Annotated in this window: 15 protein-coding genes and 1 riboswitch; of the genes, 14 read left to right on the top strand and 1 reads right to left on the bottom strand. The window is 48.8% G+C overall.

Annotated elements, in window-relative coordinates; genetic code table 11:
- Nucleotides 1–136: 136 nt before the first annotated feature.
- The gene (locus PJK55_RS13280; protein ID WP_015880702.1) at nt 137–328 is read left to right on the top strand and encodes an NETI motif-containing protein; all 192 of its coding nucleotides are present in this window, start codon (nt 137–139) and stop codon (nt 326–328) included.
- Between the two features lie 42 nt (nt 329–370).
- On the opposite strand, the gene PJK55_RS13275 is transcribed toward PJK55_RS13280, so the two are convergent.
- On the bottom strand, nt 371–841 hold the full coding sequence (locus PJK55_RS13275; protein WP_214696694.1) for an NUDIX hydrolase: 471 nt from the start codon (nt 839–841) through the stop codon (nt 371–373).
- A 147-nt stretch (nt 842–988) separates the two neighbouring features.
- A riboswitch (purine riboswitch) is annotated at nt 989–1,090 on the top strand.
- Between the two features lie 69 nt (nt 1,091–1,159).
- Here PJK55_RS13275 and purE point away from each other — a divergent pair.
- From purE to PJK55_RS13210, 13 genes are all read left to right on the top strand, one after another.
- Nucleotides 1,160–1,648: a 5-(carboxyamino)imidazole ribonucleotide mutase gene (gene purE / locus PJK55_RS13270; RefSeq protein ID WP_214785783.1), complete on the top strand. Its 489-nt coding sequence runs from the start codon at nt 1,160–1,162 to the stop codon at nt 1,646–1,648.
- The gene (purK, locus tag PJK55_RS13265; protein WP_214761702.1) at nt 1,648–2,742 is read left to right on the top strand and encodes a 5-(carboxyamino)imidazole ribonucleotide synthase; all 1,095 of its coding nucleotides are present in this window, start codon (nt 1,648–1,650) and stop codon (nt 2,740–2,742) included. Before purE ends, purK begins: the two co-directional genes overlap by 1 nt.
- Nucleotides 2,739–4,031 carry an adenylosuccinate lyase gene (gene purB, locus PJK55_RS13260; protein WP_271306103.1) on the top strand — a complete coding sequence of 431 codons (1,293 nt, stop codon included), beginning with the start codon at nt 2,739–2,741 and terminating at the stop codon, nt 4,029–4,031. The genes purK and purB overlap by 4 nt, the downstream gene beginning before the upstream one ends.
- A 48-nt stretch (nt 4,032–4,079) precedes the next feature.
- Complete coding sequence (purC, locus tag PJK55_RS13255) at nt 4,080–4,784, top strand: phosphoribosylaminoimidazolesuccinocarboxamide synthase (protein ID WP_214776119.1); 705 nt, start codon at nt 4,080–4,082, stop codon at nt 4,782–4,784.
- On the top strand, nt 4,781–5,023 hold the full coding sequence (gene purS, locus PJK55_RS13250; protein WP_074032936.1) for a phosphoribosylformylglycinamidine synthase subunit PurS: 243 nt from the start codon (nt 4,781–4,783) through the stop codon (nt 5,021–5,023). The genes purC and purS overlap by 4 nt, the downstream gene beginning before the upstream one ends.
- Nucleotides 5,020–5,700, top strand: coding sequence for a phosphoribosylformylglycinamidine synthase subunit PurQ (gene purQ, locus PJK55_RS13245; RefSeq protein WP_214696716.1), 681 nt, complete (start codon nt 5,020–5,022; stop codon nt 5,698–5,700). Before purS ends, purQ begins: the two co-directional genes overlap by 4 nt.
- The gene (gene purL, locus PJK55_RS13240) at nt 5,684–7,903 is read left to right on the top strand and encodes a phosphoribosylformylglycinamidine synthase subunit PurL (RefSeq protein ID WP_271306102.1); all 2,220 of its coding nucleotides are present in this window, start codon (nt 5,684–5,686) and stop codon (nt 7,901–7,903) included. The genes purQ and purL overlap by 17 nt, the downstream gene beginning before the upstream one ends.
- Entirely contained in the window at nt 7,879–9,288 is a 1,410-nt protein-coding gene (purF, locus tag PJK55_RS13235; protein ID WP_214758269.1) for an amidophosphoribosyltransferase, read from the top strand. The genes purL and purF overlap by 25 nt, the downstream gene beginning before the upstream one ends.
- A gap of 12 nt (nt 9,289–9,300) precedes the next feature.
- Complete coding sequence (gene purM, locus PJK55_RS13230; RefSeq protein WP_271306101.1) at nt 9,301–10,335, top strand: phosphoribosylformylglycinamidine cyclo-ligase; 1,035 nt, start codon at nt 9,301–9,303, stop codon at nt 10,333–10,335.
- Nucleotides 10,332–10,910, top strand: coding sequence for a phosphoribosylglycinamide formyltransferase (purN, locus tag PJK55_RS13225; protein WP_271306100.1), 579 nt, complete (start codon nt 10,332–10,334; stop codon nt 10,908–10,910). The genes purM and purN overlap by 4 nt, the downstream gene beginning before the upstream one ends.
- Nucleotides 10,907–12,427: a bifunctional phosphoribosylaminoimidazolecarboxamide formyltransferase/IMP cyclohydrolase gene (purH, locus tag PJK55_RS13220; RefSeq protein WP_271306099.1), complete on the top strand. Its 1,521-nt coding sequence runs from the start codon at nt 10,907–10,909 to the stop codon at nt 12,425–12,427. Before purN ends, purH begins: the two co-directional genes overlap by 4 nt.
- 14 nt (nt 12,428–12,441) lie before the next feature.
- The gene (gene purD / locus PJK55_RS13215) at nt 12,442–13,695 is read left to right on the top strand and encodes a phosphoribosylamine--glycine ligase (protein ID WP_271306098.1); all 1,254 of its coding nucleotides are present in this window, start codon (nt 12,442–12,444) and stop codon (nt 13,693–13,695) included.
- Nucleotides 13,696–13,785: 90 nt separating this feature from the next.
- Nucleotides 13,786–16,071 (top strand): bifunctional diguanylate cyclase/phosphodiesterase, encoded by a 2,286-nt coding sequence (locus PJK55_RS13210; protein ID WP_271306097.1) that lies wholly within the window; start codon nt 13,786–13,788, stop codon nt 16,069–16,071.
- Nucleotides 16,072–16,127 lie beyond the last annotated feature (56 nt).

Here is a 16,127-nt window from a genome sequence, read left to right as displayed (position 1 = left end):
CGCCGAAAGTAGTTGGGGGATCTCCCCCTGTGAGGATAGGACGTTGCCAGGCAAACGGTGGTTCTGGAGCATTCGCTCAAGGGCCGCCGTTTTTTCTTATCATCGATTTAGTCTAGTGGAAGAGAGGACGTAAGAAATGGCTAAGAAAATCAAAGTATATGTCGAACCAAATGAAACGGTCAGCGAATGTTTAGATCGAATCAATGAAATGGGTTATCGTCCTATACGCCGCATTGAAAAGCCCGTCTTTGAGCAAACGGGAGCCAAAGATGAACCTGTCCATTCCCATCAATCGATTTTATTTGAATGCGTCTCTAAAGAATCCTAATGCCAAGCCGTCACACTATCTGTGTGACGGCTTTTTTATATCTTAAAATGAATGCTTGCGTTCAAAGCATCGGTCTCCAAGCGCATCCAATAAAGTTTGAGCGCGTTTCTCTATCTTTTTAGGAAGATTCTCTTTACTAAAGTATTCAAGAGCCAGGCTTTCACCGTCTTCCATCAGAAGCTCTCCATGTACTCCTTTTGCCTGATATAAATGGATGACACCGTATGTTTCATCGCCGTTCGGATATTTAAAGTAACCATCCGGACCGGAAAAGACTTGAATGAATTCAAATTGCTTAGCGAAAAGTCCAGTTTCTTCTTTTAATTCTCGTGCAGCGACTTCTTCCAACGTTTCTCCGAGCTCCATCGATCCTCCTGGTAAACCCCAGTCAAGTGTATCCGATCGGAATTGCATCAGTACCTCTTGTTTTTGGTTGATGACCAAAATGGTCGCTCCAACGCTGATGATCGGACGGTTGCCAATCACTTCCCGAAGACTCGATATGTAATTCATCTAACTCCCCCTTTTATAATAGAATACAGGATACATAGAGAAGATTCTTCTTATATCCAAAAAGCGAACGATAAATATTCAGACAATTAAAATGTTCGCAGTTTATTGACATGTTTTCAAAGAACAAGGTACGATAGGCGTGTGAGATAGGAAAAATAAATAGTGCTCCATATAATCGCAAGGAAATGGCTTGCAAGTTTCTACCTGATCACCGATTCTGATCAGACTATGGGGTGTAGCTGACGTGTATTTGTCATGCCTATACCCTAAACTGATTGCTCGGTTTAGGGATTTCTTTTTGTAAGGGGGACATTTGGAATGAACGTAGTAGTTGGAGTAATCATGGGTAGTTCATCTGACTGGGAGACGATGAAACATACATGTGACATGTTAGATGAGTTACAGATTCCATATGAAAAACAAGTCGTATCAGCTCACCGTACACCAGACCTTATGTTCGAATATGCTGAAGAGGCACGAGGGAGAGGCATTCAAGTAATCATTGCGGGTGCTGGTGGAGCAGCCCACCTTCCTGGAATGGTAGCTGCGAAAACGACACTTCCTGTCATCGGTGTCCCTGTTCAGTCTAAAGCTCTCAATGGAATGGATTCGCTACTCTCGATTGTTCAGATGCCTGCAGGAGTTCCAGTAGCAACTGTTGCGATTGGTAAAGCGGGAGCAACGAATGCGGGATTACTTGCTGCTCAAATTCTTAGCATTCACTCCACAGACATTACAAATCGACTTGATGCATTTCGGGAGAAGAAACAAGAGATGGCGATGCGAGGAACGGAGGAGTTGGTCTGATGAGAATCGGAATTTTAGGTGGAGGACAACTTGGACGGATGATGTCTCTTAGTGCGAGTGCAATGGGGTATACGACACTTTGTCTCGATCCAAACCCACATGCACCGACTGCTCAAGTGGCAGATTCCATTGTTGCCTCATTTGATGATGTCGACGCCGCAAAGAAACTCGCCGACCGTTCTGACATCGTGACATACGAATTTGAGAATATCGACACAGAGATGATTGCTGCGATTGAAGAAAAATGTCCACAAGGAATGGATGTATTGAAAGCGACGCAACATCGCATCTTAGAAAAACAAATGATTGAATCTGCGGGACTACGAGTCGCACCTTATGTTTCAGTCCGTACTGTTCGAGATGTTCGGGAAGCGAAAGAGAAGCTTGGGTTGCCATTTGTCGTCAAAACGTGTCGCTTCGGCTATGACGGAAAAGGGCAGACAGTCATTCGGACGGAACAGGATGTTCAGGCATTCATTGAACAGTTCACGGAACAAGAATATGTCGCTGAAGCTTGGTTGCCGTTTGAAAAAGAAATCTCGGTCATTGTGACACGTGGAGAAGAAGAAACGTCGACGTTCCCAATCAGTGAAAATATTCATCATAACAACATTCTACATCTATCCATCGTACCAGCTCGTGTGGCTGATGAGATTCAAGAAGATGCGAGACATCTCGCACTTCAACTCGCAGACCACATCGGGTTGATGGGAACACTCGCTGTCGAGTTGTTTGTCATGCCAGATGGTCGCCTTTACGTAAACGAACTCGCACCACGTCCACATAATTCTGGACATTACACAATTGATGCATGTGAGACCTCACAATTTGAACAACACATTCGAGCCGTGACTGGGATGCGTCTCGGACGAACGACACTGACCACTCCGGTCGTCATGGTCAATCTTCTCGGCGAACATATGCAACGACTCAATATCAAAGCATTGCCATCGAATGTTAAACTACATCTGTATGGAAAAGATGAAGCGAAGACGGGTCGCAAGATGGGACACTTGAATGTTCTCGGTGACACGGTCGAGGATGCGCTTCATACCATCGAACAACTGGCAATTTGGAAGGAGACCGTTTTATGATTTCACGCTACACCCGCCCAGAGATGGCGAACATTTGGACTGATCAAAATAAGTTCGAGGCTTGGTTGAAAGTTGAGCTTTACGCGTGTGAGGCTTGGAGTGAACTTGGGATTATCCCGAAAGAAGATGTACAAGTCCTTTGGGACAAAGCATCGTTTGATGTTGATCGTATTTTAGAAATTGAACAAGAGACGCGTCACGATGTGATTGCGTTCACGCGTGCGGTCTCGGAGACACTCGGGGAAGAAAAGAAATGGGTACACTACGGATTGACGTCGACGGATGTCGTCGATACGGCGCTCTCGTACTTAATCAAGCAGGCGAATGATATTTTAGAAGCCGATTTAGATCGCTTCATCGGCATTCTTGCAGAAAAAGCAAAAGCACATAAATATGACATCATGATGGGACGTACACACGGTGTGCACGCAGAGCCGACAACGTTCGGTTTGAAGCTTGCCCTTTGGTATGAAGAAATGAAGCGGAACAAGAAACGTTTCATGGCAGCACGCGAAACGATTGAGTTTGGGAAAATGAGCGGAGCCGTCGGGACGTTTGCGAATATCGACCCATTCATCGAATCATATGTGTGTGACAAACTCGGAATCCAAGCTGCACCGATCTCGACACAGACGCTCCAACGTGACCGTCATGCAGAGTATATGTCGACGCTCGCATTGATTGCGACATCGATTGAAAAGATGGCTACCGAGATTCGCGGTCTTCAAAAGACAGAGACACGTGAAGTGGAAGAGTTCTTCGCAAAAGGGCAAAAAGGATCGTCAGCGATGCCGCATAAACGAAACCCAATCGGTTCTGAAAACATGACGGGTCTTGCGCGTGTCATTCGCGGTCATATGATGACGGCTTATGAAAATGTTCCGCTTTGGCATGAGCGTGACATCTCGCACTCGTCAGCAGAACGAATCATTATCCCGGATGCGACGATTCTTCTCAACTATATGTTGAATCGATTCGGCAATATCGTGAAGAACTTGACGGTCTTCCCGGATAACATGCGTCGCAACATGGACCGTACGTTCGGGATTATCTTCTCGCAACGTATTCTACTCGGTCTCATCGAGAAAGGCTGGTCGCGTGAAGCCGCATATGACGCGGTTCAACCGAAGGCGATGCAAGCGTGGGAAGAAGAAACGATGTTCCGAACATTGATTGAAGAGGACAAAGAAATGGGCGCATTCTTTACGAGTGAAGAGCTCGATGAATTGTTCGATCCGCGTTATCACGTACGCCATGTCGATACAATTTTTGAACGCTGTGGTTTGTAATCGTTGAGGGGCGATATGCCCCTCTCACTTTTAAGGGGGACGGTTCAGATGAAAGCAATTTATGAAGGCAAGGCGAAAGCGTTATTTGAGACAGAAGAAGCGGGTGTGCTTCGCGTGTATTACAAAGATGATGCGACAGCATTCAATGGAGAGAAGAAAGAGTCAATCGATGGGAAGGGGATCCTGAACAACGCCATCACGACGCAGCTGTTCGAATTGATGCATGACAACAAGATTCCGACGCACTTTATCAAACAAATCTCAGAACGAGAACAGTTGGTACGCCGTGTTGACATCATTCCGTTAGAAGTGGTTGTCCGAAACGTAGCGGCAGGAAGCCTGGCGAAACGATTAGGTTGGGAAGAAGGGACACCGCTCCTTGCACCGATTGTCGAGTTCTACTATAAGGATGATGCTCTTGGGGATCCGCTCCTTACAGAAGATCATATCCGTTTGTTGCAAGTCGCTACACATAAAGAAGTCGAAACATTGCGACAACTTGGTCTTTGGGTAAATGACGTATTACTCGATTTCTTCGGTCAACATGGCATTGACGTAATTGATTTCAAACTAGAATTCGGGAAAGTGGACGGAACCATCATCTTAGCGGATGAGATTTCACCAGACACGTGCCGACTGTGGGACAAAGAGACGAAACAAAAGCTGGATAAGGACGTATTCCGTCGCGATTTAGGTTCTTTGACTGAGACGTATGGACAATTGTTAACACGCATAGGGGGAAATGGACAATGAAAAAAGTAAACGTGTATGTGACATTACGTGAAAGTGTACTCGACCCACAAGGAGTAGCTGTGAAAGGCGGACTCGAGCATCTTGGATTCGCTGGAATTGAATCGGTTCGTATCGGGAAAGTCATCGAGCTTCAGGTCGCTGATGAAACGACAGAAGACATGGTCAAAGAGATGTGTGAGAAATTACTCGTCAACACGGTCATTGAGAATTATGAAATCGAGATGGGGGTACTTGCATGAAGTTCGCGGTCATCGTCTTTCCAGGATCAAACTGTGACCTCGACATGTATCACGCGGTAAAAGACGTGCTCGGGGAAGAAGCGGAATACGTGTTCCATACAGAAACCTCACTTGAAGGGTTCGATGGGGTGCTCTTACCAGGTGGCTTCTCATATGGAGATTACTTGCGTTGCGGGTCAATCGCCCAATTTTCACCGATTATGGCGGAGGTAAAACGTTTCGCAGAAGAAGGACGTCCGGTGCTTGGGGTATGTAACGGATTCCAAGTACTTGTCGAAGCGGGACTCCTCCCAGGCGTGTTGATGCGAAATCGTGATTTGAAATTCATGTGTAAGACTGTCGAACTCGTCGTTGAAAATAACGAGACGATGTTCACAAGCGACTATGCGGCACAGGAAACGATTCGCGTGCCAATCGCACACGGTGAGGGCAACTACTACTGTGACGAGGCGACACTCGAGACATTGAAGGCAAATGGTCAGATTGCGTTCACCTATAAAGAGAACCCGAACGGATCGGTCGAAAATATCGCCGGCATCACGAACGAAGCAGGAAACGTACTCGGCATGATGCCACACCCAGAGCGTGCGGTCGAAGCATTGCTCGGTGGGGAAGACGGTAAACGGTTATTCACGTCAATTGTAAAATGGGGGGCACGACATGTTACTTACAACTGAACCGACAGCTACGCAAATCCGCGATGAAAAGATTTATGCCACGATGGGATTATCGGACGACGAATACGCTCTCGTCGTCTCACTGCTTGGCCGGGAGCCAAACTATACAGAAATCGGTCTCTTCTCGGTCATGTGGTCTGAACACTGTTCGTACAAAAACTCGAAACCTGTGCTCCGGAAGTTTCCTACAACCGGAAAGCACGTCTTACAAGGACCAGGAGAAGGGGCAGGGATCGTCGATATCGGAGACGGTCAAGCTGTCGCCTTCAAAATCGAGAGTCATAACCACCCGTCAGCGATTGAACCTTATCAAGGGGCGGCGACTGGGGTGGGCGGAATCATTCGTGACATCTTCTCGATGGGTGCCCGTCCGATTGCATTATTGAACTCACTCCGTTTCGGAGATTTGAACGAATCACGTGTGAAACATCTATTCGGTCATGTCGTGTCAGGCATTGCTGGTTACGGAAACTGTGTCGGCATCCCGACTGTCGGTGGCGAAGTCGCATTTGACCCGTCCTACTCTGGAAACCCGCTCGTCAACGCGATGTGTGTCGGTTTTATCCGTCATGAAGACATTCAAAAAGGAATCGCAGAAGGTGTCGGAAACTCGGTCATGTATGTCGGAGCGACGACTGGACGCGATGGAATCCATGGTGCCACATTCGCCTCTGAAGAACTCGGGGAAGACGCGGACGAGAAACGCCCAGCCGTACAAGTCGGAGACCCGTTCATGGAGAAGTTATTGATTGAAGCGTGTCTTGAAGTCATCAAACACCCGGCGCTCGTCGGGATTCAAGACATGGGGGCAGCTGGGTTGACCTCTTCTTCAGCGGAGATGGCCTCAAAAGCCGGCATGGGGATCGAGATGAACTTAGACCTCGTCCCGCAACGTGAGACAGGCATGACGCCTTACGAGATGATGCTATCGGAATCACAAGAACGGATGCTTCTCGTTGTCAAAGCCGGACATGAAGACGAGATTGGAGCGATCGTGACGAAGTGGGGACTTCACGCGATCAAAGTCGGCGAGGTCATCGAAGAGAAAGTGCTTCGCCTCGTTCACCAAGGAGAAGTTGCAGCCGAAGTACCGGTCGATGCGCTCGCCGAAGACGCTCCTGTCTATCATAAACCTTCAAAAGTACCAGCCTACTACGAAGCTTTCCAAGCCATGAGTCCTGTTACACCAATCGTCGAAGATGTGATGGCGACATGGAAAGACGTTCTTGCGATGCCAAGTATCGCTTCGAAACGTTGGGTGTATGAGCAATACGACCATATGGTTCAAACATCGACAGTCGTCGCACCGGGCAGTGATGCCGCCGTCATTCGCATTCGTGAGACGGAGAAGTCGCTCGCGATGACGACCGACTGTAACGCGAAATACGTTTATCTTGATCCTCGTGTCGGTGGGGCAATCGCTGTCGCTGAAGCGGCACGTAACATCGTCGCAAGTGGTGCAGAGCCTCTTGCTTTGACAGACTGTCTCAACTTCGGAAGCCCAGATAAACCGGAAGGGTTCTGGCAGCTCGACCAAGCCGTCGAAGGAATGGCAGAAGCTTGCCGGACGCTCGATACACCTGTCATCGGTGGAAACGTATCGTTGTACAACGAATCGAATGGTCAAGCCATTTATCCGACACCGGTCGTTGGAATGGTCGGTCTCATTGAGAAGCCGGAGCATATTACGACATCGTTTGCGAAACAAGCAGGAGACGTCGTCTTCTTACTCGGTGAGACAAAAGCAGAATTTGGGGGGAGTGCCCTTCAAATGTTGCAGGATGGAAAAGTGAGCGGACATGCGCCGACACTCGACCTTCAGGAAGAGCGTCAGACACAGAAAGTATTACTTCAAGCGATTCGTGAAGGTCTTGTCACGGCGGCACACGATGTGTCAGAAGGCGGTCTTGCGGCAGCGTTACCAGAACTCGTTTTCGGAACAGGGCTAGGTGTCGACGTCACAATCGATACAGAACTCGTCACTGGGCTATTTAGTGAATCCCAGTCACGCTTCCTCGTGACAGTCGAGCAAACGAAAGCCGAGGCATTCGCGAGCATGACGAACGGAACAGCAATCGGTAAGGTCACAGAAGCGGCAACCGTTGTCGTTCGCGCGAGCGACCGCTTGATTGAAATGGATGTGCAAGAGTTGGAACGTGTATGGGAAGGAGCTATTCCATGTTATATGACATCCGAGGCATGAACGAGGAATGTGGTGTCTTTGGTGTGTTCGGTCACATCGAAGCATCACACCTTGCCTACTACGGACTTCACAGTTTGCAGCACCGTGGCCAAGAAGGAACGGGAATCGTAACGGCAGACGGAGAGCGTCTCCACGCGAAACGTGGACTCGGGCTCGTCACCGAGGTATTTGACGAAACGTCTCTCGACGCACTCACCGGGAATCATGCAATCGGTCACGTACGCTATTCGACAGCGGGCGGCAACACGCTCGAGAACGTTCAACCGCTCCATTTCAAGTCGTTGACGGGTGATTTGGCGATGGCGCATAACGGAAACCTTGTGAATGCGACCGAGTTGAAACATATGCTCGAAGCGGAAGGTGCGATTTTCCAGACGACGTCTGACACGGAAGTCGTGGCCCATCTTATTAAGCGGAGTCGCGGTAATTCATTGAAAGAACGCATTGCGGATAGCTTGGCTCGTCTCGTTGGAGCATTCGCCTTCTTATTTTTGACAGAAGATGCCCTATACGTCGGAGTCGACGTTCATGGGTTACGTCCTTTGTCACTCGGGCAGACGGAAGACGGTGCGTACGTTTTCGCATCAGAGACATGTGCGTTTGACGTCGTTGGAGCGACGTACGTCCGAGATGTTGAACCAGGCGAGTTACTCATGATTACGAATGAGGGCATCACATCTGAACGTTTCAGTGAAGCGGCAGTTCGTGCGATGTGTTCGATGGAATACATTTACTTCTCACGTCCGGACTCGATCATCGACGGCATCAACGTGCATACGGCGCGTAAAGCCATGGGGAAAAAGATGTTCGAAGAAGCGCCGGTCGAAGCGGATGTCGTGACGGGGGTGCCGGACTCGAGTATTTCCGCGGCAATCGGTTATGCCGAAGCGAGTGGAATCCCATACGAGATGGGACTCATTAAGAACCGTTATGTCGGACGGACATTCATTCAACCTTCTCAGGAATTACGGGAGCGCGGCGTGAAAATGAAACTGTCGGCGTTACGCGGTGTCGTGAATGGGAAGCGGGTCATCATGGTCGATGATTCCATCGTCCGAGGAACGACGAGCCGCCGAATCGTCACGTTGCTTCGAGAGGCAGGCGCGACGGAAGTGCATGTGCGCATCACGTCACCGCCAATCAAGCATCCATGCTATTACGGAATCGATACATCAACAAAGGAAGAGTTAATTGCGGCAACCAAATCCGTTGAAGAAATCAGAGAAGAGATTGGTGCCGATTCACTAGCGTTCCTCACATTAGATGGAACGGTCGAAGCCATCGACCGTCCATTCGAAGGAGCGTTACGCGGGCAGTGTGCTGCATGCTTCACGGGACTTTATCCGACTGAACTTGCAGAACTCGTGACAGAGACAAAGGCTTAAGGGGGAAAACCGATGAGCGTTCGATATGAACAAGCGGGTGTGAATTTAGAAGCAGGGTACGAGGCCGTATCCCGTATGAAACGTCATGTTGCCCGGACGATGCGTCCAGAAGTAATGACAGGGCTCGGTAGTTTCGGGGCGATGATTGATCTCGGCTCGATGAACATGAAACATCCCATTCTCGTGAGTGGGACGGATGGGGTCGGGACGAAGCTGAAGTTGGCTTTCGCGCTCGACCAACATGACACGATTGGAATTGATTGCGTCGCGATGTGCGTCAACGATTGCCTCGTTCATGGAGCAGAACCGCTCTATTTTCTCGACTATATCGCGACAGGAAAAGCAGAACCGGCTAAACTCGAGCGCATCGTCGCCGGGGTCGCTGAAGGATGTGTCCAAGCCGGTTGTGCACTCGTCGGAGGGGAAACGGCTGAGATGCCTGGAATGTACCCGGATGGGGAGTATGACATTGCTGGGTTTGCGGTCGGGGTCGTCGAGAAAAAGCACTTACTCGATGGTTCAACGATTCAGGATGGAGATGTCGTTCTAGGGCTTGCTTCTTCAGGTGTTCATTCAAACGGTTTTTCTCTTGTACGTCATATCGTCGAAGCGCAAGGTCTTCACTATACGGATGAAATTGCGATGCTTGATACGACACTTGGGAACGCGTTGCTTCTTCCGACACGCATTTACGCTGAAGCGGCGAAAGCGGCGATTTCGACAGGTAAAGTACAAGGAATGGCACACATTACGGGCGGTGGCTTCTATGAGAATGTCCCTCGTATGTTACCGGAAGGACTCGGGATCACGTTCGATGCATCGAGTTGGCCAAGTCTTCCTGTATTCGATTGGCTCGAACAAGTCGGAAACATCTCGAAACAGGAAATGTTCAACGTCTTCAACATGGGTATTGGTTATATGATTACGGTACGTGCTGAAGATGTGGAACTGGTCGAAGCGGCGCTCGAACGTGTCGGTGAAACAGCGCATCGAATTGGGAAAGTCGAGAGTCGTCCAGGAATCCGAATCTCAGGAGTGGACCAATGAAACGATTTGCTATCTTTGCATCAGGGTCGGGGAGTAACGCAGAAGCCATTTGGCAGGCGATTGCCGATGGACAATTGTCAGCCGAATGCGTGTTGCTCGTCACGGACAAACCAGAAGCGACGGTTCTCGACCGTGCGGAGCGTCATGAGATTCCAAGCTTTTCCTTCACACCGAAAACGTATGCGTCTAAAGAGGAGTTCGAGGAAGAAATCCTCGTCCTTCTCGATTCGCTTCGGGTGGACTATATTGTGTTAGCAGGGTATATGCGCTTGATCGGAAATGTGTTACTATCCGCATATCCGAACCGAATCATAAACATTCATCCTTCACTCTTGCCCGCGTTTCCGGGGAAAGACGCGATTGGTCAGGCGCTTGACGCAAACGTGTCAACGAGTGGCGTGACGGTTCATTATGTGGATGCGGGGATGGACACGGGTCCGATCATCGCACAAGCGTCAGTCGAGATTGAAGGATGCGACCGCACGGAAGCGACACGACGCATTCAAGCGATTGAACATCAACTGTATCCGCGCGTATTACAACAAGTGATGAATCAACAGGAGGTTTTCAAGTGAGAGCATTATTAAGTGTTTCTGATAAAACAGGAATTGTGGAACTAGCAACTGTCCTACATGAGGCGGGCATCGAACTCATCTCGACAGGAGGGACCGAGGCGGCACTCCAGCAAGCTGGTTTACCGGTCAAAAACATCTCTGAGGTGACATCGTTCCCAGAAATGTTAGATGGTCGTGTCAAGACGTTACACCCACTCGTTCACGGCGGATTGCTCGGACGTCGCGACCTCGACACACATGTCGCTCAAATGAAAGACCATGATATCGAACCAATCGATTACGTGGTCGTCAATCTTTATCCGTTTAAAGAGACGATTGCAAAAGAAAATACGACGTACGAAGAAGCGATTGAAAATATCGATATCGGTGGACCGAGCATGTTGCGTTCAGCTGCAAAAAACCATGCGAGCGTCACGGTTGTCGTTGATCCGAGTGACTATACACTCGTTGCGGATGAAGTACGTGAAGGTGGCACATCATTTGAGACACGCCAACGTCTCGCGACGAAAGCGTTTCGTCATACGGCTGCTTATGACGCATTGATCGCCGATTATTTAGGACGTCAAATCGGAGAAACTTTCCCAGAACAATTGACGGTCACGTATGAAAAAGTTCAAGACCTTCGTTATGGAGAAAACCCGCACCAACAAGCAGCGTTCTATAAGACGCCATTGTACGATGGGATGACACTCGCGAATGCGACACAACTCCACGGGAAAGAACTTTCGTATAACAACATTCAGGATACGAACGCGGCGCTTGAAGCACTCAGTGAGTTGAATGAACCGGCTGCCGTCGTCGTCAAACATATGAACCCATGTGGTGTGGCAGTAGGACGGACGATTTCTCAGGCGTTCGAACGTGCACATGCGGCTGACCCGGTTTCTATTTTTGGTGGAATTGTTGCCTTGAACCGCGAAGTCGATGTAGAAACGGCAGATGCCCTTCGTAACATCTTTTTAGAGATCATTATTGCTCCATCCTTTAGTGAGGCAGCACTTGAACGATTGAAAGAGAAAAAGAACCTTCGTCTGTTAACGTTGGATATGGGTCAAATGACAGGGATGCGCTTAACAGCTGTCGCTGGAGGATTGCTCGTACAAGATGGGGACGACATGACACTCGATGATGCGGCTTGCCAAATCGTGACAGACCGTCGCCCGACAGCATCCGAATGGGAAGATTTAAAACTCGCATGGCGCGTCGTCAAACACGTGAAGTCGAACGCCATTGTCGTAGCGAAAGATGAGACGACGATTGGGATTGGAGCGGGCCAGATGAACCGCGTTGGAGCAGCAAAAATTGCTTTCGAACAAGCGGGTGAGCGTGCGACGGGCGCAGCGCTTGGAAGTGACGCGTTCTTCCCAATGGCAGACACGGTCGAAGCGGCAGCAGCGGCAGGCATTACGGCCATCATTCAACCAGGTGGGTCGATCCGCGATGCTGAATCGATTGAAGCGGCAAACCGTCACGGTATTACGATGGTGTTCACATCGGTCAGACATTTTAAACACTGAGAGGGGTTCGCGTCATGAACGTAATGGTCATCGGTCGAGGAGGACGCGAGCATGCGCTCGCATGGAAATTAAAACAAGACGGGCATCACGTCTTCGTTGCACCAGGTAACGCCTTCATGGAAAATATGACATGTGTATCGATCAATGAGACAGACGTCGAGGCACTTGCTCAGTTCGCAGAAGAAACGAACATCGAATGGACGATTGTCGGACCGGAGTCTTCCTTGATGGCAGGGGTCGTCGATACGTTCTGTGCTAAAGGATTGAACATCTTTGGACCGACGAAAGCAGCGGCTCTGCTCGAAGGAAGTAAAGCGTTCGCAAAAGAGGTCATGATGGAGGCGGGGATTCCGACAGCAGCGTACGAAGCGTTCACGGACGCAGAATCGGCGCTCTCCTATATTCAGAAACTTGGAGCACCGCTCGTCGTTAAAGCCGACGGTCTTGCTGCTGGAAAAGGTGTCACGGTCGCGTTCACAGTGGAAGAGGCAGAAGCCGCAGTACGTGATATTTTCACGACGGATAAATTCGGACAACAGTCACAGGTCGTCATTGAAGAGTTCCTTGACGGGGAAGAATTTTCACTCATGGCGTTCGTCTCGGGAGAGCGTGTCATTCCAATGATTACGTCACAAGATCATAAACGTGCCTATGACGGTGACAAGGGACCGAACACAGGTGGTATGGGTGCCTACAGTCCGATGCCGCATTTGTCAGAGGACGTGTATGAAGAAGCGGTGAAGACGGTACTCGAACCCCTCGCTCAAACGATGGTCAAACGAGGGACTCCGTTTGAAGGATTCTTATACGCCGGACTGATCTTGACGTCGAGCGGACCAAAAGTGATTGAGTTTAATGCTCGCTTCGGTGACCCAGAGACAGAAGTCATTTTGCCGAATTTGAAATCACCGCTCCTCGACGTGATCCAAACGGTCATCCGCCAAGAGCCATATTCGATTGAATGGGTCGACGGTTATACGATGGGGGTCGTCATCGCAGCGAAAGGTTATCCGGACCGACCTGTCACCGGTCAAGTATTGTCTGGTTTTGAGTCGCTCTCGCAGGACGTTCTCGTCTTCCATGCTGGAACTGCACAGCAGGACGGTCAAGTCGTTGGGAACGGTGGTCGCTTGCTCGTCGTCACCGCGACGAAACCGACGCTACTTGAAGCGAAGACAGCCGTTTATGAAGCCATCGCACAACTCGATTTGCCGGATACGTTCTACCGGACAGATATCGGTTCACGGGCGTTCATACAGATTATTTGAAGGATGGGTCAACCCATCCTTTTTTTCATGCGAAAAAAAGGGAATCCCGATATCCTGTTCTACAATAATAAAGTAGCTTGAGGAAGGAGGGTGGTCGACCTGCGTGTTCAAACAAAACTATTCATTGCGATTGCCGTTAACATCGTACTTTTCATTGGCGTCATTCTGTTTGTCATCAAACCGTATTTCGTAGAAAAGAGCATTGAACAGGACAAGGCGATGACCCATGATCAAATCGAGAGCGTGACAGAAGTGTTCGCCAATCATCGAAGCATGCTGGAGCGGATTCTTGTCGATTGGGCAGTTTGGACAAACGCCTACGATTTCGTTCAAAACAAAAATGAATCGTTTATTGAAAACAATATGGGAGAAGAAACGCTCGACAATCTAGGGGTTGGGGCGATGATTTTCCTCAATGAAGATCGAGAGGTTGTCTACTCCGAATTCAATCAATTTTATGAGTTGGACAATAAGAATGAGAAGAATGATTTCACAAACGAACTCGTGCGTTACGTCAATTCGTCTGAAGTCACACAAAGTGCGGTATATGGTACAGACTTCGGCCCAGTCGTGTTCATGAGCCATCCGATCGTAAAGAGTGATGGAACTGGGGAACCTGGTGGCACGCTTGTCCTCATTCAAAAAATTGGTCCAGACTTCATGGCGGCGATGAGCGTACAGGCAAAAACGAAACTTTCTATCAGCCCACTCTCGCATCAACGATTGACGATTGAGCAGGACAATCAGTTTGCCCGTGTCTCGTTACCACTACAGTCGGTCTATCAAGATGCGAACTGGGAAGTCAATTTTTCGGTGAAGCGTACGTATTATACAAACACACAGACGATGTTAGAAACGGGCATGCTTGGACTTCTCGTTCTCGGTCTCGGACTATTGTTGACATTGTTTTGGACAGTGAATCAAATCGTCACGAAACGGTTAATGGACATCGTTAAAGAATTGAAGTGGATCACGAAAGAGCGAAACAGTCGCTTACGAATCCGATTGAATCCACATCAGCAAGATGAAATCGAAGAGATGGCAGTCAGTATAAATGAAGTGCTTGATGCGCTTGAACAGACACAGAAAGAATCGTTGACGCGTGCCTTTCGAGATTCTCTGACACGTCTTCCGAACCGCTTGGCCGTTGAAGACATGTTTATGAACTTACCGAACACATCCTACTCAATCGGTGTGATGGGGATTGATCTCGACAACTTCCGACGAATCAACGACCAGTTCGGTCAACGGACGGGCGATGCGATGCTGACCTTCTTTGCGTCTCGATTGATGTTTTACAAAGAGGATGGTTTTGTTGCCCGAATTGGGGCCGACGAGTTTATCATGATTCATCCTGGATGGGCGACCGAAGAGTTAGTGATCGTTGCGAATCAACTGGTGAAAGATTTGAGAGAATGGGGCTTGAAGCAAGGTATGAACCATCTGTCGTTAAGTATCGGAATCGATGAGTTGGAACCTTCCCACCATTCCTACGAGGTCATGATGGCACGTCTCGATGTCGTCTTACACGAAGTCAAAGCATCAGGGAAGGACAAGATCCTCTCGTATCAGGACATCGAAGACGGGAGCCATTACTTGCAGGCGCTCGAGATGGAAAGAGATTTGCGATATGCGCTGCGTCACGACGAATTCGAATTGTATTATCAACCAATCGTCTCACCAAAACCGTTTCAAGTGAGAGGAGTAGAAGCGTTAATTCGTTGGCATCATCCTCAAAAAGGATTCGTCTCCCCAGGTGTCTTCATTCCCGTTGCCGAACAACTTGGGCTCATTTCGGATGTGGGAAGATGGGTACTTGTAAAAGCCATCACGGAGATTCAAGACTATGCGGAACGCTTTGATTTATTTTTGTCTGTCAATGTGTCGAAACGCCAGATTTTAGATGGGTCATTTTTAGAGGCACTAGAAGAAACGCTCGCCAAAACGAGCTTCCCACCTCATCGATTGCATGTAGAAATTACAGAAAGCGAGGTCGGTGGGAATGTGTATGAACTCCAACAGTTCATTCAAGCGTTGAAGACGATCGGTGTCAAAATATCACTCGATGATTTCGGCGTCGGTACGTCATCGCTATCTTACCTTCAATCGCTACGTCTTGATATCATTAAAATTGACCAGAACTTCGTCAAAGGGATTCCAGAGAACAAATTTGATCGAGCGTTATTAGAAGGATTGTATCAAACGTTCCACACACTCGGCCTCGATATCGTCACGGAAGGGGTCGAACGACCAGAACAACTGGCTTTCGTATTAGAATATAGTGGTTCACTCATCCAGGGATATCATTACAGTAAACCGATTCCGGTAGAACAGCTGCATCACTATTTACGCAAAACGGTCATGACTCAAATTTGATGTAGGCGGCTCTTCATGCGGAGAGTCGCCTTTTTTGTGAAAAATATATGTGAAAT

It is taken from the genome of Exiguobacterium sp. MMG028, from assembly GCF_027947425.1.
Classification (GTDB): Bacteria; Bacillota; Bacilli; order Exiguobacteriales; family Exiguobacteriaceae; genus Exiguobacterium; species Exiguobacterium aestuarii_A.
The sequence above is the reverse complement of the archived record's forward strand: the minus strand, read 5'-3'. Positions and strand labels throughout refer to the sequence as shown.